Origin of the sequence: Sphingopyxis sp. PET50 (genome assembly GCF_025244705.1) — a bacterium.
Classification (GTDB): domain Bacteria; phylum Pseudomonadota; class Alphaproteobacteria; order Sphingomonadales; family Sphingomonadaceae; genus Sphingopyxis.
In genome coordinates this window covers 3571005-3596065 of the sequence record NZ_CP104207.1, presented here as the reverse complement: position 1 = coordinate 3596065, position 25061 = coordinate 3571005, and the positions used below count along the sequence as shown (strand labels likewise).

At 66.1% G+C, this 25061-nt stretch carries 23 protein-coding genes and 8 pseudogenes; 14 read left to right on the top strand and 17 right to left on the bottom strand.

Annotation, left to right across the window (positions count from 1 at the left end; translation table 11 throughout):
• Positions 1–119: 119 nt before the first annotated feature.
• From N0A20_RS18885 to N0A20_RS18855, 7 genes and pseudogenes are all read right to left on the bottom strand, one after another.
• Positions 120–935, bottom strand: a complete 816-nt coding sequence (locus N0A20_RS18885) for an RNA methyltransferase (protein ID WP_260583958.1) — start codon at positions 933–935, stop codon at positions 120–122.
• A gap of 19 nt (positions 936–954) precedes the next feature.
• Positions 955–1233 (bottom strand): HPr family phosphocarrier protein, encoded by a 279-nt coding sequence (locus tag N0A20_RS18880; RefSeq protein WP_260581808.1) that lies wholly within the window; start codon positions 1231–1233, stop codon positions 955–957.
• Positions 1230–1659 (bottom strand): annotated as a pseudogene (locus N0A20_RS18875) (PTS sugar transporter subunit IIA). Before N0A20_RS18875 ends, N0A20_RS18880 begins: the two are co-directional and overlap by 4 nt.
• Before the next feature lie 14 nt (positions 1660–1673).
• The gene (gene rapZ, locus N0A20_RS18870) at positions 1674–2615 is read right to left on the bottom strand and encodes an RNase adapter RapZ (protein WP_260581807.1); all 942 of its coding nucleotides are present in this window, start codon (positions 2613–2615) and stop codon (positions 1674–1676) included.
• On the bottom strand, positions 2612–3058 hold the full coding sequence (locus N0A20_RS18865; RefSeq protein WP_260581806.1) for an HPr kinase/phosphorylase: 447 nt from the start codon (positions 3056–3058) through the stop codon (positions 2612–2614). Before N0A20_RS18865 ends, rapZ begins: the two co-directional genes overlap by 4 nt.
• 177 nt (positions 3059–3235) lie before the next feature.
• Positions 3236–4852, bottom strand: a pseudogene (locus tag N0A20_RS18860) (ATP-binding protein).
• Positions 4818–5528: pseudogene (locus N0A20_RS18855) on the bottom strand (response regulator). Before N0A20_RS18855 ends, N0A20_RS18860 begins: the two co-directional pseudogenes overlap by 35 nt.
• Before the next feature lie 544 nt (positions 5529–6072).
• Here N0A20_RS18855 and N0A20_RS18850 point away from each other — a divergent pair.
• From N0A20_RS18850 to N0A20_RS18840, 3 genes are read left to right on the top strand one after another with little or no spacing between them, the layout of a single operon-like run.
• Entirely contained in the window at positions 6073–7674 is a 1602-nt protein-coding gene (locus tag N0A20_RS18850; protein WP_260581805.1) for a phosphoenolpyruvate carboxykinase, read from the top strand.
• 49 nt (positions 7675–7723) lie between these two features.
• The gene (locus N0A20_RS18845) at positions 7724–8176 is read left to right on the top strand and encodes a hypothetical protein (RefSeq protein WP_260581804.1); all 453 of its coding nucleotides are present in this window, start codon (positions 7724–7726) and stop codon (positions 8174–8176) included.
• A gap of 37 nt (positions 8177–8213) precedes the next feature.
• Entirely contained in the window at positions 8214–8570 is a 357-nt protein-coding gene (locus tag N0A20_RS18840) for a hypothetical protein (RefSeq protein ID WP_260581803.1), read from the top strand.
• A 108-nt stretch (positions 8571–8678) separates the two neighbouring features.
• Here the strand turns inward: N0A20_RS18840 and N0A20_RS18835 are convergent, their stop codons facing one another.
• Both N0A20_RS18835 and N0A20_RS18830 read right to left on the bottom strand, forming a co-directional pair.
• Positions 8679–10532 carry a DUF885 domain-containing protein gene (locus N0A20_RS18835; RefSeq protein ID WP_260581802.1) on the bottom strand — a complete coding sequence of 618 codons (1854 nt, stop codon included), beginning with the start codon at positions 10530–10532 and terminating at the stop codon, positions 8679–8681.
• A 127-nt stretch (positions 10533–10659) separates the two neighbouring features.
• Positions 10660–11046, bottom strand: coding sequence for a DUF3597 domain-containing protein (locus N0A20_RS18830; RefSeq protein ID WP_260581801.1), 387 nt, complete (start codon positions 11044–11046; stop codon positions 10660–10662).
• A gap of 179 nt (positions 11047–11225) precedes the next feature.
• Between N0A20_RS18830 and N0A20_RS18825 the strand changes: the two genes are divergently transcribed.
• Positions 11226–11849, top strand: coding sequence for a DUF937 domain-containing protein (locus N0A20_RS18825; protein ID WP_260581800.1), 624 nt, complete (start codon positions 11226–11228; stop codon positions 11847–11849).
• 144 nt (positions 11850–11993) lie between these two features.
• Here N0A20_RS18825 and N0A20_RS18820 read toward each other — a convergent pair whose 3' ends face one another.
• From N0A20_RS18820 to pspF, 4 genes and pseudogenes are all read right to left on the bottom strand, one after another.
• On the bottom strand, positions 11994–12587 hold the full coding sequence (locus N0A20_RS18820; protein WP_260581799.1) for a GNAT family N-acetyltransferase: 594 nt from the start codon (positions 12585–12587) through the stop codon (positions 11994–11996).
• A 234-nt stretch (positions 12588–12821) separates the two neighbouring features.
• On the bottom strand, positions 12822–13091 hold the full coding sequence (rpmA, locus tag N0A20_RS18815; RefSeq protein WP_260581798.1) for a 50S ribosomal protein L27: 270 nt from the start codon (positions 13089–13091) through the stop codon (positions 12822–12824).
• A 168-nt stretch (positions 13092–13259) separates the two neighbouring features.
• A pseudogene (gene rplU / locus N0A20_RS18810) lies at positions 13260–13623 on the bottom strand (50S ribosomal protein L21); the annotation flags it as partial.
• A 793-nt stretch (positions 13624–14416) separates the two neighbouring features.
• Positions 14417–15440 (bottom strand): annotated as a pseudogene (pspF, locus tag N0A20_RS18805) (phage shock protein operon transcriptional activator).
• 173 nt (positions 15441–15613) lie between these two features.
• On the opposite strand from pspF, the gene N0A20_RS18800 reads away from it, so the two are divergent.
• The 10 genes and pseudogenes from N0A20_RS18800 to N0A20_RS18755 all read left to right on the top strand — a co-directional run bounded on the left by N0A20_RS18800 (position 15614) and on the right by N0A20_RS18755 (position 19271).
• Positions 15614–15787, top strand: a complete 174-nt coding sequence (locus N0A20_RS18800) for a hypothetical protein (RefSeq protein ID WP_260581797.1) — start codon at positions 15614–15616, stop codon at positions 15785–15787.
• Positions 15788–15879: 92 nt separating this feature from the next.
• The gene (pspA, locus tag N0A20_RS18795) at positions 15880–16542 is read left to right on the top strand and encodes a phage shock protein PspA (protein WP_260581796.1); all 663 of its coding nucleotides are present in this window, start codon (positions 15880–15882) and stop codon (positions 16540–16542) included.
• Positions 16543–16554: 12 nt separating this feature from the next.
• Positions 16555–16830, top strand: a complete 276-nt coding sequence (pspB, locus tag N0A20_RS18790) for an envelope stress response membrane protein PspB (protein WP_260581795.1) — start codon at positions 16555–16557, stop codon at positions 16828–16830.
• A 1-nt stretch (position 16831) separates the two neighbouring features.
• Positions 16832–17213: pseudogene (gene pspC, locus N0A20_RS18785) on the top strand (envelope stress response membrane protein PspC).
• A gap of 32 nt (positions 17214–17245) precedes the next feature.
• Positions 17246–17546 (top strand): annotated as a pseudogene (locus N0A20_RS18780) (hypothetical protein).
• Between the two features lie 13 nt (positions 17547–17559).
• Positions 17560–17877: a hypothetical protein gene (locus tag N0A20_RS18775; RefSeq protein WP_260581794.1), complete on the top strand. Its 318-nt coding sequence runs from the start codon at positions 17560–17562 to the stop codon at positions 17875–17877.
• Between the two features lie 13 nt (positions 17878–17890).
• Positions 17891–18154: a hypothetical protein gene (locus N0A20_RS18770; RefSeq protein ID WP_260581793.1), complete on the top strand. Its 264-nt coding sequence runs from the start codon at positions 17891–17893 to the stop codon at positions 18152–18154.
• 23 nt (positions 18155–18177) lie between these two features.
• Entirely contained in the window at positions 18178–18447 is a 270-nt protein-coding gene (locus N0A20_RS18765) for a hypothetical protein (protein WP_260581792.1), read from the top strand.
• A gap of 23 nt (positions 18448–18470) precedes the next feature.
• Positions 18471–18716, top strand: a complete 246-nt coding sequence (locus tag N0A20_RS18760; RefSeq protein ID WP_260581791.1) for a hypothetical protein — start codon at positions 18471–18473, stop codon at positions 18714–18716.
• A gap of 144 nt (positions 18717–18860) precedes the next feature.
• Positions 18861–19271 carry a SufE family protein gene (locus tag N0A20_RS18755; RefSeq protein ID WP_260581790.1) on the top strand — a complete coding sequence of 137 codons (411 nt, stop codon included), beginning with the start codon at positions 18861–18863 and terminating at the stop codon, positions 19269–19271.
• Positions 19272–19378: 107 nt separating this feature from the next.
• On the opposite strand, the gene N0A20_RS18750 is transcribed toward N0A20_RS18755, so the two are convergent.
• From N0A20_RS18750 to fdxA, 4 genes and pseudogenes are all read right to left on the bottom strand, one after another.
• Positions 19379–21901: a TonB-dependent receptor gene (locus tag N0A20_RS18750; protein ID WP_260581789.1), complete on the bottom strand. Its 2523-nt coding sequence runs from the start codon at positions 21899–21901 to the stop codon at positions 19379–19381.
• Positions 21902–22173: 272 nt separating this feature from the next.
• Positions 22174–23443 (bottom strand): annotated as a pseudogene (gene clpX / locus N0A20_RS18745) (ATP-dependent Clp protease ATP-binding subunit ClpX).
• Between the two features lie 212 nt (positions 23444–23655).
• A complete protein-coding gene (locus N0A20_RS18740; RefSeq protein WP_312846573.1) occupies positions 23656–24306 on the bottom strand; it encodes an ATP-dependent Clp protease proteolytic subunit in 651 nt (216 codons plus the stop codon).
• Positions 24307–24592: 286 nt separating this feature from the next.
• Positions 24593–24931, bottom strand: a complete 339-nt coding sequence (gene fdxA, locus N0A20_RS18735; protein WP_260581787.1) for a ferredoxin FdxA — start codon at positions 24929–24931, stop codon at positions 24593–24595.
• Positions 24932–25061: the final 130 nt, after the last annotated feature.

Sequence of the window (25061 nt, the reverse complement as noted above, 5' to 3'; positions counted from 1 at the left end):
CACCTTCGGCATCGCGCAAGGTCGAGGGGCGTCTCGACTTCGCCCGATGCGAACGGGAATCAGGGGGCCAATAATAGCATAAGGCTGGCGTCAGGCTGAACGCCGACGCCGCCCGCGGTTCAGCTTCGCCGCTGGTTCAGCACCTCATAGGCCATCACCGCCGCCGCGACCGCGGCGTTCAGGCTGTCGGCCTTGCCCATCATCGGCATTCTCACGCGCACGTCGGCCGCCGCGGCATAGGCTTCGGGCATACCCTGCGATTCATTGCCGATCAGGATGAAGGTCGGCGCCTGATAGCGCACCGCCTGATAATCCTGCGTATCGTCCCCCAGCCAGGTCGCGACCAGTTGACCCGGCCCCGACCGCAGCCAGGGCAGGAACTCCTCCCACCGCGCCTGCACCAGCGCCTGCGTGAAGATCGCCCCCATGCTCGCGCGCACCGCCTCGACGCCATAGGGGTCGGTGCTCTCGTCGAGCAGGATCAGCCCGCCCGCCCCGACCGCATCGCCGGTGCGCAGCATGGTGCCGAGATTGCCCGGATCGCGCAGCCGCTCGGCGACCAGCCAGATCGGCGCCGCGCCGCGGTCGATGTCGGTCAGCGCGGTCTTCGGCTCCGCATAAATCGCGACGATCGCCTGCGCATTGTCCTTGCCCGACAGTTTCGACAGCACTGCGGGCGTCGTATCGATCACCTCGCCGCCGCCCGCCAGCGTCGCGTCGATCAGCGTCTTCGCGAGCGGATGTCCGGCGCCCTCTTCGGCGAGGAACAGCCATCGGGGCAGCACCCCCGCCTCGCGCGCCTCGGTCGCGATGCGCAGCCCTTCGGCGAGGAACAGCCCTTCGGCGCGCCGGTGCCTTTTCTCGCGCAACAGGCGCATCCGCTTGACCAGCGGGTTCGACAGGCTTTGGATGGTGGAGCGGCGGGCGTGATTCATGGGGGTGGGCGCCACGCCCTCAATCCTCGCCGAAGCTGTCCTTGACCAGCCCCACGAGCTTCAGCAGCGCGGCATCGGCGCCGTCGCCGCGCGTATGGATGGTGATCGAATCGCCCTTCGCGGCGCCGAGCATCATCAGCCCCATGATCGACGTGCCGTTGACCCGGCTGCCGCCCTTTTCGACCTCGACCGACACGGTTTCGGGCAGGCGGCTGACGAAGGTGACGAACTTGGCGCTCGCGCGCGCGTGCAGCCCGCGCTGGTTGGTGATTTCGACCGTCTCGCTCACTTCACTCATGGACCAACCCCCAGCATTTCGGATGCGACGGAGATATATTTCTGGCCCGCCTCTTTCGCGGCGATCACCGCCGGGCGGATGTCCATGGTCTTGCGCGCGCTTTCCAGGCGGATCAGCATCGGCAGATTGACCCCTGCGATCACCTCGGTCCGCCCCGCTTCGAGCAGGCTGATCGCAAGGTTCGACGGGGTGCCGCCGAACAGGTCGGTCAGCATGATGACGCCGCGGCCTTCGTCGACCTTCTCAATCGCGTCGGCGATTTCCTTGCGGCGCATTTCCATATTGTCGTTGGGGCCGATGCACACGGTAGCGATCGCGCGCTGCGGGCCGACGACATGCTCCATCGCGGTCACCATCTCCTCGGCGAAGCCGGCCATGGGTCACGAGAACCATCCCGAGGAGCGGCAGTGCTTTGTCAGTGGGCATGAAGCGCGAGACCCTTATGCTTGTGTGCCGCCGTTTGCGGGAGATGCGGGCGGAGGTTTGCCCTCAAGCCCGTCTTGCGGGGCAGAGTCAAGGTTGCGGTGGGTCACGGTCGGCGCATGACCCGCCGAGCGTAGCGTCCGGGCAACACGTTCGGCGACATGGACCGAGCGATGGCGCCCGCCGGTGCAGCCGAAGGCGATGGTGACATAGCTTTTCCCCTCGGCGCGGTAGCGCGGCAGCAGCGTCAGCAGCAATTGCTCGATCTGCGCGACCGTCGTCTCATAGGCGGGGTCGGCCATGACATAGGCGGAGACATCGGGGTCGAGCCCGGTGCCGGGCTTCAGCTTCGGATCCCAGTGCGGATTGCGCAGATAGCGCATGTCGAACACCAGGTCGGCGTTGCGCGGCAATCCGCGCGCGAAGCCGAAGCTCAGCACGCTCAGCACCGGCTCGTCCTCGCCGCCGTCGCCGAACCGCTGGCGGATTTCCTGCTGCAAGTCGTTGCTGCTGTAATTGGTGGTGTCGACGACATGCTCGGCCCAGCGGCGCAGCGGCTCCATCATCTCGCGCTCGCGCGCGATGCCGTCGGCGGCGGGGCGGTCCTCGGCGAGCGGGTGGCGCCGTCGCGTTTCGGAAAAGCGGCGTTCGAGCTCGGCGCCCGCGCAGTCGAGGAACAGCGTGTCGATGTCGCGTCCCCCCGCGGCGCGCAGCTCCTTCAACCTCCTGACCAGCGGGGCGGGCCTGAACCCGCGGCTGCGGCTGTCGATGCCGACCGCCAGCGGCCGCCCCTCGCGCCCGCGTCCCGCCGGGGCGTCGAGCAGCGCGTCGAACAGCGCGACGGGCAGGTTGTCGACCACCTCCCATCCCAGATCCTCAAGCACTTTGAGCACGGTCGACTTGCCGGCGCCCGACAGGCCGGTGACGAGCAGCAGGCGCGGGTCGCGCACGTCGTTCATGCGCCGGTCCCAAGCCGGTCGAGCGCCATCAATATCTTGATCGGCGCCGAGGCTTCGAAGCCCGAAATCAGCACCGAAGGCAGTTCGACCCCCGCGACGACCTCGACCTGGTTCGCGGGGGGCATGCGCTCGGGGCGCTCCGACAGGCGCACCGCGAGCGCGAGCGGCACCGGCCCGGTGAAGGGCTGCTCGACGATGCCGATCCCGCGCACCTCCAGCTTGCCGGCGAGGTTCGCGGGGGCGCGGCACCACAGCCGGCCGCGGTCGAACCACAGGTCGCAGCGGTCGTCGGCGACCAGCCGCGCGCCGCGGTCGATCAGCCGCAGCGCCAAATCGGACTTGCCCTGCCCCGAATGGCCCAGAATCAGGATGCCCCGGCTCCCCGCCGCGACGCAGCTCGCGTGGATATTGACGATGGCGGGAGCGGTCCGGCGCGGCAACATGGACCGCAGGCTTACCGGCGTGTCAGCGGTGGGGCAAGGCGCACCTTAATAAGCCCCTCCCCTTCAGGGGAGGGGTTGGGGTGGGGTCTCGCGGCGGGGCGCAAGGCGTCAGCCCCCACCCGCTGTGCCCCGGATCAAATCCGGGGCTCGCTGCCCTCCCTTTAAGGAAAGGAATGATCATTTGTCCCCATCCACCGCGTCCGCCGCGGGCAGGGTGATCAGCATGCTCGCGCCCGGCTGGCCGTCGTCGCGGTCGCGTGCCGCGATATGGCCGCTATGCCCCTCGACGATCGTCCGCGCGATCGCGAGGCCCAGCCCGCTGTGCCGCCCGAAGGCGCCCTCGGGGCGCTCGCTGTGGAAACGCCGGAAAATCGCCTCGCGCTGCGCCGGCTCGATGCCCGGACCGTCGTCGTCGACCCCGATATGCACCTCGTTGCCCAGCCGCGTCGCGCGCACGCACACCAGCCCGCCCGGGGGGAGAAGCTGATCGCATTGTCGATGACATTGTCGATCACGCGTTCGAGCCGGTGTCCGTCGCCCTTCACCAGCGTCGCGCCCTTGCGCGGGCGGGCGAAGGCGATGCGCGGACCCGGCGCGTCGCTGCCCTCCGCGCGCGCGGCGCGTGAGGCGAGCATCGATTCGATCATCAGCCCGATGTCGATCGCCTCGAAATTGGCGCGCGACAATTGCGCGTCGATGCGGCTCGCATCGCTGATGTCGGTGACCAGCCGGTCGAGCCGCCGCACATCCTCGTCGGCGATCGCCAGCAGTTGCGCCCGCTGCTCGTCGGTCTTGACGCGCCCCAGCCCCTCGATCGCCGAGCGCATCGAGGCGATCGGATTCTTGAGCTCGTGCGTCACGTCGGCGGCGAAATGCTCGCCCGCGTCGATGCGCTCGCGAAGAGCCTGCGTCATGTCGCTGAGCGCGCGCGCCAGCGTGCCGATCTCGTCGCGGCGGCTCGGCAGGCGCGGCACGACGACCTCGCGCGCGCGCCCCAGCCGCACGCGCACCGCGGCGCGGGCGAGCTTGCGCAAGGGCCGCACGATCGTCCGCGCGAGGAACAGCGACAGCAGCACCGAGGCGAGCAGCACCAGCGCCACCACCACCGCGAGCCGGAAGCGTTCGGCGCGCACCGTCCGCGTGATGTCGCGCGCGTTCAGCGTCATCAGCATCACCTGCGGCATGTCGAGATCGACGACGCGCGTCGCGCTCAGCAAGGGCGTGCGTTCGGGGGCGTAGCGGAAGCGCGTCGCGCCCTGGCCGCTGCGCATCGTTTGTGCGACCTCGGGCCAGGCGGTGCCGCGATCGACCAGCCGGCTCCTCGAAATCGGGATAATTGGGCGCGCCGACGATCCAGTCGATGCCGCGGTCCATCGCGCGCGCCGCGTCGCGCTTCCACGGCTGCAGGTCGGGGTCGCGCAGCGTATAGGTCAGCGGCCCCTGGTCGAAGCTGTCATAGACCCGCCTGCCGTCCGGCGCATAGAAACGCAGCCGCGATTCGGTCGCGCGGGCGAAGGCGTCGATCAGATGCTGGCGCTGATCGGGGCGCGCCGCCTCAAGCGCCTCGTCGAGCATCGCGAGCTGATCCTTCATCACGTCGACGCGCGTATCGACGAGGCGGCTGCGATAGGTGTCGAGATAGAAGAAGCCGCCCGCCAGCAGCGCGATCGCGACGATATTGACCGCCAGGATGCGCGTCGTCAGCGACCAGCGCGCCGACCAGACGAGCGGCTGGTCCTCGGCATCGCGCGCCGCGAGATCAGCTTTCGTCGGCAAAGCGGTATCCCGCGCCATAGAGCGTCGCGATCGCGTCAAATTCCGGATCGACCTCGCGGAACTTGCGGCGCAGGCGCTTGATGTGGCTGTCGATCGTGCGGTCGTCGATATAGACGTCGTCCTGATAGGCGGCGTCCATCAACTGGTTGCGGCTGCGCACGATTCCGGGCTAGCTGGCGAGCGTTTCGAGGATCAGGAATTCGGTGACGGTCAGGGTGACGTCCCTGCCGTCCCATTCGACCTTGTGCCGCGCCGGGTCCATGCGCAGCCGGCCGCGCGTGATCGGCTCGGCGACGGGCTCGTCCTCTTCCCCCGGCGCATTTTTGTTGAGCTCGACGCGGCGCAATATCGCGCGGATGCGCGCGATCACCAGCCGCTGCGAAAAGGGCTTGGCGATATAATCGTCGGCGCCCATCGCGAGCCCCAGCGCCTCGTCGATCTCGTCGTCCTTGCTGGTCAGGAAGATGACGGGCAGCTGGCTCTTCTCGCGCAGCCGGCGCAGCAGCTCGAGCCCGTCCATGCGCGGCATCTTGATGTCGAACACCGCAAGGTCGGGGGGATTGTCGATCAGCGGCTTCAGCGCCGCCTCCCCGTCCGAATAGACGCGCGTGACGAACCCCTCGGCCTGCAGCGCGATCGACAGGGATTGCAGGATGTTGCGGTCGTCGTCGACCAGCGCGATGGTTGCCGTCATGCTCTTTCCATTGGCGGACCCGGTGGGGCCGATTAGCCGATCCGCCGCCCAGCGACAACCGCGTCGCCGCCCATCGGGTTGCGGACCGGCTTCTTGCGGATGGGGGATATCGGGCGGGAGCGGACATAAGCGATCCTCCCCCAACGGGGGAGGGGGACCACCCCGAAGGGTGGTGGAGGGGCACAGGAGGCTTACGCGACGCCAGACCGTAAAGCGCTTAATTTCTGCAACGGAACCGTAGCGCACGACCTCACCGGCCGGGCAAACCGCCTGTGCCCCTCCACCAGCTTCGCTGGTCCCCCTCCCCGTTCCGGGGAGGATCGGCACCGTCCACTCCCCACCCCAAAGCCGACACCAACCGGCGCGTTTGCAATCATCACGCTCACCAATTTTTTTGACCTCACCCTCCAACCCCGCTAACGCGGCCGCAATTTCGGAATCGACGTGACGTCGGCACCCATGCAGATGCGGGCCCAGCGCTTTCGCTTGGAATCCTTTGCATAGGTATGCAGAATGGGCACGGGATATGGGAAAGGCCAAGGCAATGACGGATGTGGTGATCGGTTCGACGACCGTGAAAACGGCGGCGGACGTGGCCGAAAACTGGGGCACGGCGCAGCTGATCGAGGAAGCGGTGCGCCACGGCGAAGGCCGACTCGCCAAGGACGGCCCGCTCGTCGTCGCGACCGGCAAGCACACCGGCCGCAGCGCGAAGGACAAGTTCATCGTCCAGGACGACGAAACCCGCGACACCATCTGGTGGGGCAAGACCAACGTGGCGATGACCCCCGATCATTTTGCCGCGCTCAAGGCGGATTTCTTCGCCTATCTCGCCGAGCGTCCGCGCATCTATCGCCAGCAGCTGTTCGGCGGCTCGCAACCCGAGCATCGCGTCGCGGTGCAGGTCGTCACCGAATATGCCTGGCACAGCCAGTTCATCCGCACCCTGCTCTGCCGCCCGACGGACGATGAGCTCGCGCATTTCGCGGCCGAATATACGATCGTCGCCCTGCCGAGCTTCCGTGCCGACCCGGCGAAGCACGGCACGCGCAGCGAAACCGTCGTCGCGGTCAACTTCACCGAGAAGCTCGTGCTGATCGGCGGCACCGCCTATGCCGGCGAGATGAAGAAGTCGGTGTTCGGCATCCTCAACTATCTTCTGCCCGTGAAGGGCGTGATGCCGATGCACTGTTCGGCGAACATCGGCCCGAACGGCGACACCGCGGTCTTCTTCGGCCTGTCGGGCACCGGCAAGACGACGCTGTCGGCCGACGCCTCGCGCACGCTGATCGGCGACGACGAACATGGCTGGTCGGACACCGCGGTCTTCAACTTCGAAGGCGGCTGCTACGCCAAGATGATCCGCCTGTCCGAAGAGGCCGAGCCTGAAATCTTCGCGACGACGAAGCGCTTCGGCACCGTGCTCGAGAATGTCGTGATGGACGAGGCGACGCGGACGCTCGACTTCGACGATGCCAGCCTCGCCGAGAACAGCCGCGGTTCCTACCCGATCGACTTCATTCCGAACGCCTCGGAAAAGAATATGGGGCCGGTGCCGCAGACCGTCATCATGCTGACCGCCGACGCTTACGGGGTCCTGCCCCCGATCGCCAAGCTGACCCCCGACCAGGCGATGTACCACTTCCTGTCGGGCTATACCGCGCGCGTCGCGGGGACCGAGATCGGTGTGACCGAGCCCGAGGCGACCTTCTCGACCTGCTTCGGCGCCCCCTTCATGCCGCGCCACCCGTCGGTCTACGGCAATTTGCTCAAGGAGCGCATCGCCAGGGGCGGCGTCCAGTGCTGGCTCGTCAACACCGGCTGGACCGGCGGCATGGCGACGATGGACGGCATCAAGCGCATGCCGATCAAGGCGACGCGCGCTTTGCTCAACGCCGCGCTCGACGGCAGCCTCAACGACGCCGAGTTCCGCAAGGATCCGAATTTCGGCTTCTTGGTTCCGGTCGCGGTGCCGGGCGTCGATACGGCGCTGCTCGATCCGCGCGAGGCCTGGGCCGACAAGTCAGCCTATGACCGCACCGCGCAAACGCTGGTCGGCCAGTTCATCGACAATTTCGCGCAATTCGCGGAGCATGTCGACGAAGGCGTCCGCCAGGCCGCGCCGCAGGCCGCCGTTGCAGCATAATTGACCCGGATCGCTTCCGGGTGGCACATCACCCGGAAGGACCGGACCAATGACCACCGAATATAGCCCGCGCCTGTTCGCCCGCGACGAAGACGTACGCGCGCTCGGCGAGGGGTTGCTCGCCTGCGCGCTGCCGCGCGAGGCGTGGACGCACGAGGCGCATCTCGCCGCCTGCCTCTGGCTGCTGACCGAGCGCCCCGATATCGACGTCGATGCCGAGATCGCCGGACTGATCCGCCGCTTCAACGCGAGCGTCGGCGGCGTCAACGACGACACGCAGGGCTACCACGACAGCATCACCCGCGCCTATGTCGCGGGCGTCCGGCTGTTCCTTGCGGAAACGGCGGAGACCGGCCTGACCGCGCGCGTCAACGCGCTGCTGCTCGCCCCGATGGGCCGCCGCGACTGGCCGCTGCGCTTCTACAGCCGCGACCTGCTTTTTTCGGTGCGGGCGCGGCGCGGATTTGTCTCGCCGGACCTCGCGCCGCTGCCGCCGACGTGATAGCCTCGGCCCCGACTTGCAGCGAAGGAGCGCAGCCATGAGCATCTTGGACAATATTCTCGGCCAGATTTCGGGCAACGATACGGTGACGAACCTCGCCGCCAAGGTCGGCCTGTCGCCCGAGCATGTCGAATCGGCGATCGGCTCGCTCGCCAGGCATCACACGATGGAGGGCGACACCGCCGAGGGCGCGGCCGCCGCGACCGGGCTGCCGCTCGAAAAGCTGCAGGAGATTATCGGCCATATCGGCGGCGAAGGTTCGCTCGGCCGCTTCGCGACGATGCTCCAGCAGGACGGCGGCTCGGGCATCCTCGGCGCGCTCGACCGCGACGGCGACGGCAACCCGCTCAACGACCTCGGCGGCCTCGCGGGGTCGCTGTTCGGGAAGAAATAAGAAAATCTTTTCTTCGCTCGTCATTGCGAGGAGCCGACGGCGACGCGGCAATCCAGAGCGAGCGTAAGCCGCCCTGGATTGCTTCCCCGGCTTTCGCTAGGGTCAGCTTTACCCCTTCACCCCCGCCACATATTCCGCGACATTCTGCGCCAGCACGTCGAGCGGGACGTTGCCGCCCTTCACCACGACATCGTTGAAATCGCGCAGGTCGTATTGCGCGCCCAGCGCCTTCTGCGCCAGCCCGCGCTGGCGGACGATCTCGCTGTGCCCGACCTTGTACCCGCACGCCTGCCCCGCCCAGCTGCAATAACGGTCGACCTCGCTCGCGACCTCGAGCGGGTTCGAGCCGTTTTCCCTGACGAAGAATTCGACCCCCTGCTCGCGCGTCCAGCGTTTCGCGTGCAGCCCGGTGTCGACGACGAGGCGGCAGGCGCGGAACGCCAGCGACTGGAGGTAACCCAGCCGCCCGACCTCGAAATCGTCGTAGAGGCCAAGCTCGTCGGCAAGCTGCTCCGCGTACAAGGCCCACCCTTCCGAATAAGCGTTGAACGCCAGCATCGTGCGGATCAGCGGCATCGCGTTGGCATATTCGCCCTGCCAGGCGTGCCCCGGAATCGCCTCGTGCATCGCGAGGTCGGGCAGCGAATATTTGCTGTGCAGCTCGGTCGTGCGCAAATTGATCCACATCCGCCCCGGCGTCGATCCGTCGATCGACCCCGCGCCGCCATAGGCCGCGGGCGCGCCGGGCTCCTCGGCCAGCGGCAGCCGCTTCACCTCGACATTGCCCTTCACCAGCGTGCGGAAGGCGCGCGGCAGCTCGGCGCGGATCTTGCCGAGCCAGCTCTGGATATAGGCGACGATCTCGGCACGGCCCTGGTCGTTGTCGGGGAATTTATATTTGGGGTCTTTGGCGAGCGCATTCATCCGGTCGCCGACCGATCCCTCGGTGTAACCGATCTTGCGCAGGATCGGGTCCATCTGCCCGTGCAGCGCGGCGAGTTCCTCGCGGCCCATCGCATGGACCTCGTCGGGGGTCATGCGCGTCGTCGTGCTGGCGCGCAGCCCCCAAGCATACCATTGGTCGCCGCCCGGCCGCGCCCACATCCCCGCATCCATCGTCGCTTTGGGACGCTGCGCCTTCATCTCGGCAAGCTGGCGGTCGAGCGCCGCGGCGACCGGTCCTGTCACGATCGCCTGCGCGCGTGCCGCCCAGTCGCCCGCGATCCCGGCATCGCGCGCGCGCGTGGCGAGGCTGTCGACCATGGAGCCGCCAGCCTTCGCATCGGTCAGGCTCGCCTCCATCTGCTGGACCGCCTTGTCGATCAGGAAGGCGGGGGCGATCAGCCCCTGTCCGCCCGCCGCCTTCAGCCGCTCGGTCTCGCCGTCGAGCACGCCGGGAAAGGCGTTCAGTCGCGCGAGATAGGCTTCGGCGTCGGCGGCATTCTTCACCGGATGGTCGCTGTCGAGGAATTTGGGGATGTCGAGATAGGCGCCGACATTCTGGATCACGACATAGGGTGTGTTGCGCCAGCCGCCGACCGCGACGTCGCCATAGGGCAAGGCGAAACCGTCGAGCGCGACGCTGTACGCGCTCTCGACCACCGCCAGGCTGGTCCGCGTCGCATGGTCGAGGCCGCTCTTGTCGAACGCCCGGACGCGCGCGAGATCGGCCTTCAGCGTGTCGGCGAGCGCCGTCACCCCCGCCGCCGACCGGTCGCCGAGCTTCGCGCGTTCGCCCGCGCGCTCGCCGGTATCGATGCCGAGCGAGGTCGCCCCCTCGGGCGAATGGGCCAGCAGATTGTCGGCGACCGAGGTCAGCAGCTCTTCCGGCGCCGACACGCGCGGCCCCGTCACGATGGTTTCGGCCGCCGTCGCGCCAGCGAAGGTGAGGCTCGCGGTCCCGGCACCGAGCGCGGCGAGCGTCTGGCGGCGGCTGACGGGGGTGGAAAGCGGATGATGCACGGACGGGCTCCCTTGGCGACCTTGTTTCTTGTGAAACCTGTCTAGGCGGCAGCGCGCACGGGTCAACGAAAAGGGGCCGGGAAAGCCTTGGCTCGCCCGACCCCCGTCGAAAATTATGGCAGGTTTGTCAGTCGGTCAGGTCGGCGGGGACGGTGCCGCCGTTCGCCGCCAGTTCACGCATCACCGCCTTGTGCAGCCAGATGTTCATCTCGGCGCTGCCGTCGAGCGCACCGGTATAGCCGAGCTCGGTCGCCAGCTCCTTGCGGTTGGAAAGGCTCGGGTCGATGCCCACCAGCTTCATCAGATCGACGATCGAGGTGCGCCAGTTGAGTTCCTGCCCGGCGTTCGCCGCCTGGGCGGAAAGGATCGCCTCGACGTCGACCTCGCTGATCGCCACCGGCGCGGCGGGCGCGGCCGGAGCGGCTTCCGTCGCGACGGGGGCGGCGGGAGCGGGCACGGCGGCCTCCGCTTTCTTGCCGAAGATCGCGTCTTTGATCGAACTGAAAATACCCATGATATTGCTCCCACAAATTGCGGCGGCGCGGACTCCGGGGATGGAGTCGCACGGCGGCAGAATAGGCATGGACATGAGGAAATGACAGCCGAATGAACGGCTCGTCCCCTGCCCGCGCGCTGCTATAAGAATCAGCATCGGCGCGTTTCGTTCCATCGCCGTAGTGGGAGCATAAGTCTATGAATTTGAGCGACATTCTCGTGCAGGCCGGCGGCATCGAATCGATGGCGCAACAACTGGGCGTCCCCCCCGCGCTCGCCAAGCAGGGCGCCGAGGCGCTGCTTCCCGCGATCCTCGGCGGTTTCAAGAAACAGGCGCAGGGAAGCGGCGGGGTCGAGGGACTCGGCGGTCTGCTCGGCCAGCTCGGCGGCGGCGGGCTGCTCGACGCGGTGCTCGGTCCGCAGCCGACCCCGGTCGAACAGGGCAACGACGTGCTCGGCCAGATTTTCGGGTCGAAGGACGTCAGCCGCACCGTCGCGGGCGACGCGGCGGCAAAGACCGGCATCGACGTCGGCACGCTCAAGCAGATGCTGCCGATCCTCGCGATGCTCGTCGCGGGCTATATGGCGAAGCAGGGCGGCCAGTCGCAGGGAGGCGGCGGCCTCGGCGACCTGATCGGCGGCGCGCTCGGCGGCGGCGGATCCTCGGGCGGGCTCGGCGGCATTCTGGGCAGCGTGCTCGGCGGCGGTCAGACCAGCGGCACTTCGGGCGGCCTGGGCGGCCTCGGCAGCCTGCTCGACCTCGACGGCGACGGCAATCCGCTCGACGACATCATCGGCATGGCGGGCAAGCTCAGGGGGTAGAGATTCCCCTCCCTGAAAGGGAGGGGCGAGGGGTGGGTGCGAGCGTAGCGAGCCTTTGCTCTTTCCCTCATACCCGCCCCCGCTCCGACTAAGGCAGCAAGCTGCCAAGTCTTCGCACCCCTCCCTTTCAGGGAGGGGAGAAATTCACGCCGCCAGTAATCGCAGTTCCTGGCGGAAATCCTCGTCCACCCCGATGCGGCCGCGCATCGGGGTGACGGCGCCATCGTCGCCGTCCCCTTCCTCGAACAGCGCGCAATCGGCCGCGCCGCCGCGCGCGAGGCTGTAGCGCTGCGTGATACGCCCGGTCGGCCGGAAACCCAGCTTGCGCAGCACCGCGCCCGACGCGGGATTGTCGAGGAAATGCCCCGCCGAGAGCTTCGGCAACTGCATCGCGCGCGCGATGCGCAGCAACTGGCGCCCCGCCTCGGTCGCGAAGCCCAGCCCCCAATAGGGGCGGGCGATCCAGTAACCCATTTCGGGCGCACCATCCGGGCTCGGCGAAATGCCGCAGCCGCCGACGAGCCGCGGCGCGGCGCCGGTGCGGCTGAAGATCAGGAAGCGCGGTTCGGCCGGGTTGATCGGCTTGGCGAGGAATTCCATCGCCTGCTCCTCGCGATAGGGCCAGGGCGCGGTGGCGAGGTTGCGGACCACGCTCTCCTCGCCGATCGCCTTCGCCAGCGCGGGGGCATCTTCGATCCAGCCGGGCCGCAGCAATAATCTTTCGGTACGCGCAAACATTCTTGTCACTCCCAATTGCCTGTCGCCGTGGCGCCAGATGGTGACGCTTTGACGACAGTCGATGGCGAGGGAGATGATCGGCCCCATTTTCGCGCCCGTCCGCCATGTCGCGGAAACCGGGCAAGAAAAAGGGAGACCGGGGGTGACCCGTCTCCCTCTTTTCGAACCTTGTTCCCGCTTTCGCGGAAAGGACGGCTCCGGGTCATCCCTTGGACGACCCGTCGGCGATCGTCCTTATTCGGCGGCTTCGGCCATCATGTCGACCGACACATATTTGCGGCCGAGCTTGCCGTCGTGGAATCGCACGCGGCCGTCCGCGGTCGCGAACAGCGTGTGGTCCTTGCCCATGCCGACGTTGACGCCCGGGTACACCTTGGTACCGCGCTGGCGCACGATGATGTTGCCGCCGATCACTTCCTGACCGCCGAACTTCTTCACGCCAAGGCGACGGCCGACCGAATCGCGACCGTTACGCGACGAACCGCCTGCTTTCTTATGTGCCATGACCTAACTCCTTGTTTCGTTCGGGTGCCGAGCTGCGTGCAAGCGCGCTCAGGCGTCCTTCTTGGGGGCCGCCTTCTTGGCAGCGGGCTTCTTTTCGGCGGCGGTTTCGGCCTTGGGGGCGGCCGCCTTCTTCGGCGCAGCAGCCTTCTTTTCGGCGGCGGGCGCAGCAGCTTCGACAGCCGGAGCGGCTTCGGCCTTCGGCGCGGCTTCCTTCTTCGGCGCGGCCTTCTTGGCTTCGCCGACCGACAGGATGCGCAGCAGCGTCAGCGACTGGCGGTGCCCGTTGCGGCGGCGGTAGTTGTCGCCGGCGGCGCTTCTTGAACACGATGACCTTTTCGCCGCGCGTCTGGGCGATGATCTCGGCCGACACGGTGAGGCCCTTGGCGTCCTTCACCTCGCCGCCGTCGCCGGCCAGCAGGATGTCGCCCAGCGACACGGTGTCGCCAGCTTCGCCTTCGATCTTCTCGACGGCGATCTTGTCTCCGGCGGCGACGCGATACTGCTTGCCGCCCGTGCGCACGATTGCGAACATGGTCTTCCATCCAATCAGAAACTAAAACACCCGCGCTGCCAGTCACCCGCCGAAGCAGGCGATTTTTCCGGCATGCGGGAAAGTCAGCGCCACTAGCGAGTGGGGGGCAAGCTGTCAACCGCATATTTCCGTGCTTTTGCGGCTTTTTCCGGCCTGCGGCCGATTCCTCCGCCGCGCTCCGATTCGGTGCTTGCCGCTGGCTGCTACCGCCCATATCAGGGGCGGCCATGACGCGCACCGCCTTTCTTCTTCCGGCCATCGCCGCCCTGCTGCCGCTTTCGGCCTGCGCCGCGGCGCAGGGCCAGGCGGCTCCATCGCTCGCCAAGCGCCCGGTCGAAGGGCGCCTCAACGTCGCGCCGCCGCTGCCGTTGTCGTGCCGCCCCCCGGCCCGCTTCCCGCCGATCTCGCGGGCCGCCTCGCGCGCTGGGAATCGGACGGCACCGCCGGACAGGCGGCCTTCGCCGCCGAACGCGACACCGCGGTCGGCCTCGTCAACGCCGCTGCGGGCGCGCCGGTCGCCAGCGAGCGGTGGGTGGTGGCGCAGCAAGGCATCTCGCGCCTCGTCGCCGCGCGGGCGCCGCTGACCGCCGCGCTTGCCGACATCGACCGCCTCTATGTCGAACGCAGCATCGACGAGGCGATCGACGGCCTGCCCGACATCTATGCGCTGCGCGATCGCCTTGCCGAAACGGTGTCGGCGCAGGATGCGGTGATCGAGGCGCTGGTAGCGGCAGTTGCCGGGGGAATAGGCTTTCCTCCGACAGGAGGTCGCCCTTCGCGGGGGCGACGGTCCCTAATTCAACCCATGCTTCTTCAGCGCATGGCGAATCTGGTCGTAACTCAGCCCCAGCGCCTCGGCCGCGATCTTCTGGTTGAAGCGGCATCGCGCCATCGTGTCGGACAGGATCTGCTTCTCATAGGAATCGACCGCCGCGCGCAGGTCGCTCACCGTCCCCGACGGCGGCGATGCGGGGACGGGGGCCGCCTCCGGCGCGGGCGCCGGCGTTTCGGCCTTCCCCGCCGTCTTGCGCGACAGCCGGCTGCCAAGGGCTCGCGAAAGGGTCGAAGGTCAGCGCATCGACCGGCTTCGCCGGGTCGGCCCAGCGATAGATGGCGCGTTCGATGACGTTGCGCAGCTCGCGGACATTGCCCGGCCAGTCGTGGCCCTCCATCGCCGCGAGCGCGCGCGGGCCGAAGCCCGGCCATTCGTCCCAGCCGAGCACCGCCGCCATGCGCGTCCCGAAATATTCGGCGAGCACCTCGATGTCGCCCTCGCGCGCGCGCAGCGGGGGCAGGGTGATGACCTCGAACGACAGCCGGTCGAGCAGGTCGGCGCGGAAGCGGTTCTCCTCGACCAGCGCGGGCAGATGTTCGTTGGTCGCCGCGACGATGCGCACGTCGACGCGGACCGGGCGCGACGATCCGACGCGCGTCACCTCGCCATATTCGACCGCGCGCAGCAGCCGTTCCTGTGCGCCCATCGACATGGTGGCAAGCTCGTCGAGGAAGAGCGTGCCGCCGTCGGCCTCCTCGAAGCGCCCGGCTCGCGTGCGCGTCGCGCCGGTGAAGGCGCCGGCCTCATGCCCGAACAGCTCCGATTCGATCAATGTCTCGGGCATCGCGGCGCAGTTCATGATCACATAGGGCTTGTCCCAGCGCGCCGACAGGCGGTGGAGGCGCTCGGCGATCAGCTCCTTGCCCGTCCCGCGCTCGCCGATCACCAGCACCGGCCGGTCGAGTGACGCCGCCTGGCTCGCGCGTTCGACCGCATCCTGAAAGGCCGCCGACTGGCCGATGAACTGCGTTGCGCGCTCCATTCCCAACGATTGGCAAATTTTCCCGCTGATTGGCAAGTCAAATCGGCGAAACTTGCGATTTCAGTGTGAAGTTGGGCGGTTTTCGGCCTTTCGCGGAAATTGGCACGCTCCCTGCAGTGTTTTCGACGAACCGGCGCACGACGCACCGGTGCAGCGAAAAAGGGACGACGATCATGAAGACGATGTTTGCACAAGCCGCCACCCTCGCGCTCAGCGCGGCCGGCGCTCTCGCGATCCTTGTCGGCGTGATCGACCAGCCCAAAGTCGCCTTCGACATCGCCGCTTCCCCGGGCGGGATGGCGCTGGCGGCCGCTGCAGCCACCCCGGCGGTCGGCCGCATGGCTTGACCGGCACTGGTGCCGGGGCACTCTCCCCCCTTGCCCCTGCCCCGGCACCAGCATTTATCCAACGCTCAAGTTTCGATCAGGAGTTTAGTCACATGGGTATCTTTTCACGCACCCGCGACATCATAGCCGCCAACGTCACCGACCTGCTCGACCGGGCGGAAGATCCCGAAAAGATGATCCGCCAGATCATCTTCGAGATGAACGAGACCCTGGTCGAAGTCCGCGCCTCCGCCGCCCGCACCATCGCGGACCAGAAGGAAATGCGCCGCCACATCGCCAAGCTCGAAGGGCTGCAGGACAGCTGGAAGGAAAAGGCCGAACTCGCGCTGTCGAAGGACCGCGAAGATCTCGCCACCGCCGCGCTGGTCGAAAAGCAGAAGGCCGGCGACATGGCCGAAAAGCTGAAGGCCGAGATTTCGGTGCTCGACGACGCGCTCAAGGGCTATGAGAACGACATCGCCAAGCTGCAGAAGAAGCTCAGCGAAGCCCGCGCCCGGCAGTCGAACATCTCGACCCGCCTCGAAAGCGCCGAGAACCGCTACAAGCTGCGCGAAATGACCGGCGGCGACCGCGTCGAGGACGCCTTCTCGCGCTTCGAGATCCTCGAACGCCGCGTCGACGAGGCCGAAGGCCGCGCCGAAGCCGCGGGCCTGGGCTACAAGAAGTCGCTCGACGAGGAATTCGCCGACCTGCAGGCCGCCGACAGGGTCGCCGACGAGCTCGCCGCGCTGAAGGCCGCGCAGGGCAAGAAATAAGGAGCCGGACCGATGGAAGAAGTGATCATTGTACCGATCGTCATCGGCACGCTCTTCCTCGGTCTGCCCTGGCTGATCCTCCACTATGTCACCAAGTGGAAACAGGCCAAGACGCTGACCGGAGAGGATGAGCAGCTGCTCGACGAACTCTACGACACCGCCCGTCGGCTCGAAAACCGGCTCCACACCGTCGAACGCATCATCAGCGCCGACCATCCCGATTTCCGCCCGGCGGTTCGCAGCGATGAAGAACTGGCGCAGCTCGAAAACATCACCAGGAGGAACTGAGATGTCTGCCAGCCGCACGAAATTCTACCTCGACAAGCAGAACGCCAAATGGAGCGGTGTGTGTTCGGGGATCGCCGACTATAGCGGGATCGACGTCATCTGGGTCCGCGTCGGAGCCGTCCTGCTCACCCTGATGGGCGGTTTCCCCTGGACCCTGATCGCTTACTGGATGGTTGCCTGGATGGCCACGCCGAAGCCCTTCGCTCTCTATGGCTCGAACGAGGAAGCGAAATTCTGGCAAGGCGTGCGCTCGAACCCGACCGCATCGACCCGCGACATCCGCTCGCGCTTCCGCGACATCGACCGTGCGGCTCGCCGACATCGAGCTCTACTACACCAGCCACAACCGTCGGCTCGCCGACGAGATCGACAGCTTGCGCTAAGCACGGCTTGAGACGCAACAGGGAGAAGACAGATGAATTTCGGCGGCACGAGCTTCGTCATCGCCATCATCGCCGTGATGACCGTCGGCTGGATGTTCACCACCTGGGTGCGCGCCAAGCATGGCTATCCGATCGAGAATGAATGGGGCGGCACGGTTGATCGAAGCGACCCCGACGCTGATCGAAAAATCAAGCTGCTCGAAGGCGACAATGCCAAGCTCGCGGGTCAGATCGGCCTAGCTGGAAGAGCGGATTGCGGTGCTCGAACGTATCGCGACCGAGACCAACGGCCAGGCGGCGCAACTCGCCGACCAGATCGACCGCCTGCGCTGAGAGGAGCAAGATAATGAATCTCGATGTCCTGAACGCCATAGCCCCCGTCGCCGCGATCATCGGCCTGGCCGGGGTCGGCGGCTGGGTCTTCACCACCTGGCTCCGCGTCAAGAACGGCTATCCGCTCGAAAACAGCTGGGGCAAGGCGGTCTATCCGAAGACCGGCGACGAGGCGATGGAGCGCATCAAGCTGCTCGCCCAGGAAAATGCCCAGCTGCGCGCCGAGCTCGGCTCGGTCAAGGACCGGCTCGCGGTGGTCGAACGCATCGTCACCGACGAGAGCCACCGCGTCGCGGCGGAGATCGAGGCGCTGCGGCGCCCGGCGAACTGAAAGGGACAGGGTCATGAACGCCATCATCATCGTCTTCATCGTGGTCGGCCTGCCGATCATCATGGGCATCGGTTTTGCGGCCTATGAGCGCCATCTGAAGTTCAAGGAAAAGCAGCTCAAGGCGATCAGCAGCGAGACCGCCGAAAAGGCGGCCCAATATGCGGCGCACACCGAACGGCTCGAACAGCGCGTGCGCGTCCTCGAACGCATCGTGACCGACAAGGGCATCGATGTCGCCGACGAGATCGAAAAGCTGCGCGACGCGCCGCTCAACTAAAAGATAGTCGAAAGGATCCCCCCATGAACCCGTTTGAAATGGTCATCGGTATCGTCCTGATCGTGACGATCGGCAGCATCATCCGCGCCAAGCACGGCATCCGGCGCGACAACAAGGGCAATGAATATTTCGCCGGCGCTGTGAAGGACGATGCCGAGACCCGGGCGCTGCAGGCCGAAATCCGCGCCCTCAAGGAGCGCATCCAGGTGCTCGAACGCATCGCCACCGACAACAACCGCGCGGTCCAGCTCGACGAGGAAATCGAAAAGCTGCGCGACCGCAGCAAGATCTGAACGCCTTTCAAGGAGCGAAGCTCATGGCCTTCATCACCCCCGATATGACCTCCGCCGCGGTTGCGCTGACCGCCCTCGCCATCGTCAGCCTCGTCGCGCTGCGCGGCTGGCGCGACTGGATCCAGCTCAAGCGCGAGGAACTCGCCGCGGGCCAGGTCGCGGTCACGCAGGACGCCAGCGTTCCCCACGCCGGATCGCGCATCGAGATCGCCGACCTCAAGGAACGGCTGCGCAAACTGGAAGCGATCGCAGCGGGGGTGGATCTTTGATCGCCCGTCGCCCCCGCGCAGGCGGGGGCCGCCGGCGGCGTTGAGCCGCCAAGCTGGCTGGCGCCGATTACGGCCCCCGCCTGCGCGGGGCGACGGCAAGGCCCCCTCTTCCCACCGCCTGCCAAATCTGCCACTGGCCCCGCCATGCGCAGCCTCGACGACATCTTCGAAGAATATGATTTTCTCGACGGCGACGATCGCTATCGCCTGCTGATCGACCTCGGCCGCACGCTCGACCCGATGCCCGGCGCGCTCAAGACCGACGCCACGCTCGTCCGCGGCTGCAGCGCCAGCGTCTGGGTCTACCCGGTCCCGCGCGAAAACGGCCACCTCCATTTCCTCGCCGACAGCAACGCCGCGATCACCAAGGGCATCGTCGCGCTGGTCCTCGCCGCCGTGCAGGACAAGCCCGCCGCCGAGGTCGCAGCGATGGACGTCGCCGCCGCCCTCGCCCCCTTCGACCTGACGCGCCAGCTCTCGTCGAACCGCACCCAGGGCGTGCCCAACATGATCGCGCTGGTCCAGGACACCGCGCGGCGTATCGCCGCGGGCTGAACACCGCGACGACGCGGCGCATCGGCCGACTCCTGTTTCTCTTCATCGGGCAAGAAAAAGGGCGCGGGAGTTGCCTCCCGCGCCCGATTTCGATCGCGCCGCTTTGCTTAGAAAGCGACCGACAGCGTGCCACTGACCGTGCGCGGCGCGCCGATCTGGGCGAACGGCGGCGACGAGGTGCCCTGCGTCAGCGAAGAGGTGAAGCTGCCGACATAGAGATCGTCGAACAGGTTGTAGACGTTGAGCTGGAAGTAGGTCTTGTCGTTCAGACCCAAGAATTCCAAGTTTACGCGGGCGTCGAGATTGACCAGCCAATAGGCGTTGGTCTTGGCCGGGTAAACTACGACACCGCCTGCCATGATTGGCGTGTTGGTGTCGTAGATATAGCGGCCGCCGGTGCGCTTGGCGGTGACACCCAGCTCGACCGGGCCCAGCGTCCCACGAGCCGAGCCGCCGAAGGTATAGGCCGGAGCCCCTGCCTCGCGCTTGCCCTTGGTCGCGATGAAGACCGGATTGCCGGCGCCGTCGACGCCCGACTGGACATCGTCCTTGATTTCCGACTTCATCCACGAACCGAAGGCATAGAGCGCGAGGTTCGGGATCGGCTGATAGGCGATGCTGCCGTCGATGCCATATTTGTCGACACGGCCGAGGTTGCGATAGACGTTACGTTCGGTCACCGGATCATAGGCCGAAGCCAGACGGTCGTTATATTTGGTGAACCAGCCCGAAAGCTGCGCCTGAACCTTGCTCGTCCGGTAACGAGCGCCGAGGTCGAAGTTGTCCGACGTTTCGGGGTTCGGACGGGCCGAAGCCGTGGTCGGCGCGAAGAAGAACGCATTGTACAGCGCGTCGGTACCCGGAACCTGCAGACCCTTCGAATAGTTGGCGAAGACCGAAATCTGGTTCGTCGGTTTGAACAGCAGGCCGATGTTCGGCAGGATGTCGTCATATTTCAGCACGCGCTGCTGCGGACCCTGACGCACCGAACCGTCCGAGTTGGTCGGGTTGGCCGCCGCATAGACCGCGTTGAGCGCCGCATTCTGGCCGAAGCAATCGACGAAGCCCGAATCGCTGGTGGTGAAGCAATAATTGTTCAGGTCGCGCTTGAACCACGGGGCGCGGATGCCGAGCGTCGTGATCAGGCGGCCATCGGCGAATTCGCCGCGATATTCGCCCGAGAGTTGGGTCAGGATCGCATAGGACAGGCGGTCGCGCTTCTGGACGATCGTACCGGTCGAATCGACCAGCGGATCGTTGACCGGGAAGACATCGAACGGCTCGCCGTTGTATTGCAGCTTGCCGACTTCGCCGGTCTGGCGGTGCCGCGCGCGGTCATATGTGAAGCCGATACGGATCGTGTGTTCGTCGTTGATGTCCCAGCGCAGGTTGGAAATGACGCCATAGCGGTGCGTCTGTGTCTGGCTGGGCGCCATCAGCGTCACGCGATCCAGCGTATCACCATCGCCGTTCAGATCGACGCCGAAATAATAGCTGCCGCTGATGAAGCCGGGGATGTTGGTCCCGCCGACATTGCGCAGACCCTCGATGCCCGTGACCGTGCCGCCGCCATTGGCCTTCACATATTGATAGCTGGGATCGACGGTCAGGACGACGCCTTCGGTCAGCGTGAACTTCGACGAACCGCGGATGTTGCCGGTATTCGACGGGTTGTAGCGGCGGTCGAATTCGGTGCCGCAGCTGGTGGTCGTGTCGGCGACGCCTGGACGCGCTTCGGCGACCGTGCAGGGGAAATTGATGTTATATTCGCGTTCGTCGCTGGTGATCGGGAAGCGGTTGCCCGAGCCCGCGCCAACAACGCGATTCGGATCGAGGCGCAGCGGCAGCGAACCGAAGAAATTGTTGCGATTCTCGTTGTAGTGGCCCGACACCGACACGAAGTCGCCATTGTCGCCGATCGGCTGCCAGATGCGGCCGTTGAACTGCTTCTTGCGGATGCGGCCATAATTGTTGAACGGATTGTCGTTCGACGCGGTCGAAGCCGAGAAAAAGGCGCGCGTGCCCCACGGAGTGAATTCGCCGGTGTTGACGAGGCCAAAGATGCGGAAGAATTTATATTCGCCCGCCGAGCCTGACAGCTTGACGCCAAATTCCTCGGTCGGAACCATCGTGCGATAGTTGACGGTCGAACCGGTCGCGGCTGCGGTCGGGCTGTCGACGTCGGTCGAGCCGAGGTTGACGTTGACCTGCTCGATCAGTTCGGGGTCGAGTTGCTGGTTCGAATAAATGGCATAGTTGCCCGAGTCATTGAGCGGCACGCCGTCGAAGGTCAGGCTGATGCGGTCGGCCGAGAAGCCGCGGATGGTCAGCTGGCCGCCCGACGAACCATAGGCGTCGTTGTTGGTGAAGACGACGCCCGGGATCAGGTTGATCGTGTCGAGAATGGTCTGGCCCGGGTTCTGGCGCTCGATGACTTCCTGACCCAGGACCGACTTCGCCTTCGACGTGTCGGGCGACTGGATGCCGGCGACATCGGTCGCGGCGGTACCGGTGACGACGATCTCGTCGTCGAAGTCCACCGAGCCGGTCGACTGGGCAAAGGCCGGAGTGGTAAGCAGCGCGACCGGAATCAGCGCGACGCTGGCGGCAAGCGTATGACGGAATTTCATGATCAGGATGTCCCCTTGGTGGTGCAGTCGGCAGGCGCGCGACATGGGGCGCGCCAGACCTGCGAGCGCCCCTGAAGCCCGCATGTGGCACGATTGTGACAGCAATTGTGACAGTGCAAGCGGGGCGCCGCGCCCGGATCATGAAAATATCAAAAAAGCGCGAATTTGCGTCGCGCCCGCGGATTTATCCACAGGCGCGATGACGTTTTTCCTCCCGACTGTTGCTGCAATGCAACATCGCTTCGGCGCATTTTCGGGTGTCGCCCCGCGACTCAGGCGGCGTCGCCGGCTTCCTTCGCCTTGTCGGCATAGACGCGCACGGGGTCCTTGCGGCCCTCGACGACATCCTTGTCGACGACGATCTCGACCACGTCGGTCAGGTCGGGCAGGTCGAACATCGTGTCGAGCAGGATCGCCTCGACGATCGAGCGCAGCCCGCGCGCGCCGGTCTTGCGTTCGATCGCCTTCTTGGCGACCGCGATCAGCGCATCGTCGGTGAAGGTGAGCGTCACCTCCTCCAGGTCGAACAGCTTGCGATACTGCTTGATCAGCGCATTCTTGGGCTCGCCCAATATCTTGACCAGCGCATCGACGTCGAGATCCTCGAGCGTCGCGATGACGGGCAGGCGGCCGACGAATTCGGGGATCAGGCCGAATTTCAGCAAATCCTCGGGCTCGATCTGCTTCAGCACCTCGCCCTGGCGGCGTTCGTCGGGGCTCGGCGACATGCGCGCCGAAACCGATCGACTTGCCCTGGAGGCGATCGCCGATGATCTTTTCGAGCCCGCTGAACGCGCCGCCCGCGATGAACAATATGTTCGTCGTATCGACCTGCAGGAATTCCTGCTGCGGGTGCTTGCGCCCGCCCTGCGGCGGCACCGACGCGGTCGTGCCTTCCATCAGCTTGAGCAAAGCCTGCTGCACGCCCTCGCCCGACACGTCGCGGGTGATCGACGGATTCTCGGCCTTGCGGCTGATCTTGTCGATCTCGTCGATATAGACGATGCCGCGCTGCGCCTTCTCGACATTATAGTCGGACGACTGCAGCAGCTTGAGGATGATGTTCTCGACATCCTCGCCGACGTAGCCGGCCTCGGTCAGCGTCGTTGCGTCGGCCATGGTGAAGGGCACGTCGAGGAAGCGCGCGAGCGTCTGCGCGAGCAGGGTCTTGCCGCTGCCGGTCGGGCCGACGAGCAGGATGTTCGACTTCGCCAGTTCGACATCGTCGCCGCGGCCCGAATTGGCGAGGCGCTTGTAATGGTTGTGCACCGCGACCGACAGCACGCGCTTGGCGGTATTCTGGCCTATGACATAATTGTCGAGGTGCTGGCAGATTTCGAGCGGCGTCGGCACCGCGCCATCCTTGCGCGCGGCGACCCCGCCCTTGATCTCCTCGCGGATGATGTCGTTGCACAGTTCGACGCATTCGTCGCAGATGAAGACGGTTGGCCCGGCGATCAGCTTGCGCACTTCGTGCTGCGATTTGCCGCAGAAGGAGCAATAGAGGGTGCTCTTGCTGTCGGAGCCAGAGAGCTTGGTCATAAAATTCCTTTTGGGGCCGGGCGAATCGCCGCCGGGCCCATGCTGGCGCCGCCCCCGCTGGAGACGCCGCCGATCATCCTAGCCGCCGTCACCCCGATTACAATATGGCAATTGGGTGACATGGATACAATGTCCCGGCTAGCGGCAGGCGGCGAACGGGGTGTCAAGAAACGCGGTTACCGTGTCCTTGCCGCCCGTCCACCTGTGCTGGATCAGGGCGTCGGACCCTCGCTCACTTCCTTGGGCGCATCGTCGCCGGGAGCGCCTGGGCGGCGGTCGTAGACATGGTCGACGATGCCGAATTCCTTGGCTTCGTCGGCCTCGAGGAAGGTGTCGCGGTCCATTGCCTTTTCGATCTCTTTCAGCGACTTGCCGGTATATTTGACATAGAGGTCGTTCATCCGCTTGCGGATGCGCAGGATTTCCTTCGCCTGAATCTCGATGTCCGACGCCATGCCGCGGGCGCCGCCCGACGGCTGATGCACCATGACGCGCGCGTTGGTCAGCGCGACGCGCATCCCCGGCTCGCCGGCGGCGAGCAGGAAGCTGCCCATCGACGCCGCCTGGCCGATGCACACGGTGCCGACACGCGGGCGGATATATTGCATCGTGTCGTGAATCGCCATACCCGCGGTGACCACGCCGCCCGGCGAATTGATGTACATGAAGATGTCCTTCTTCGGATTTTCCGATTCGAGGAACAAGAGCTGGGCAGTGATGAGCGAGGCCATATTGTCCTCGACCTCGCCGGTGACGAAGATGATCCGTTCGCGCAGCAGGCGGGAGAAGATGTCGAAGCTGCGTTCGCCGCGGCTCGTCTGCTCGACGACGACGGGAACAAGGGCGGCGAGCGGGTCGATCATGGAAAATTCGTCCTTCATTATCGGGATGCCGCGCCGGAGAATCCGGCGGGCCTAGCCCCTCCGCCGCCTTACATCGGCGGCACGCGGGAAGGTTTCAAGGGGGGATTTGGGCCGATTGCCCTCTCCCCTTGAGGGGAGAAGATAGGGAGGCTAGCGAACTTGTTCGCTAGCCGGAGTTGGAGAGGGGCCTGTCGATGCGATGCGGCGGCGCCCTCTTCAAGCTGCGCTGGTTCCCGTGGAACGAGCTTCGCTATCCTCTCCCCTGAAGGGGAGAAGGCGGGATTGATCAATCCCCTTCGCCGGGCTCGGGCGAGAAATGCGTCTCGAACTTGCCCTCGACGCCCTTGAAATCGTCGGCGTCGGCGGGGGTTTCCTTCTTGACCGTGATGTTCGGCCATTCGGCGCTGAACTTGTTGTTGAGCTCCAGCCACTTCTCAAGTCCGCTCTCGGTGTCGGGGAGGATCGCCTCGGCGGGGCATTCGGGTTCGCACACGCCGCAATCGATGCACTCGTTCGGATTGATGACGAGCATATTCTCGCCCTCATAGAAACAGTCGACCGGGCACACCTCGACGCAGTCCATATATTTGCAGCGGATGCAGGCGTCGGTGACGACATAGGTCATGGGTATCGGCTCCCTTTGAAGGCGGCGTGCTCGCCGTCCGTCAGATGCGTTTCCAGCGCCTCTAAGCCGCACGGCGCGGGCCCGTCAACGCTAAGCGACTGTTGCGAATCACTCTCACCGGATAGCCGCT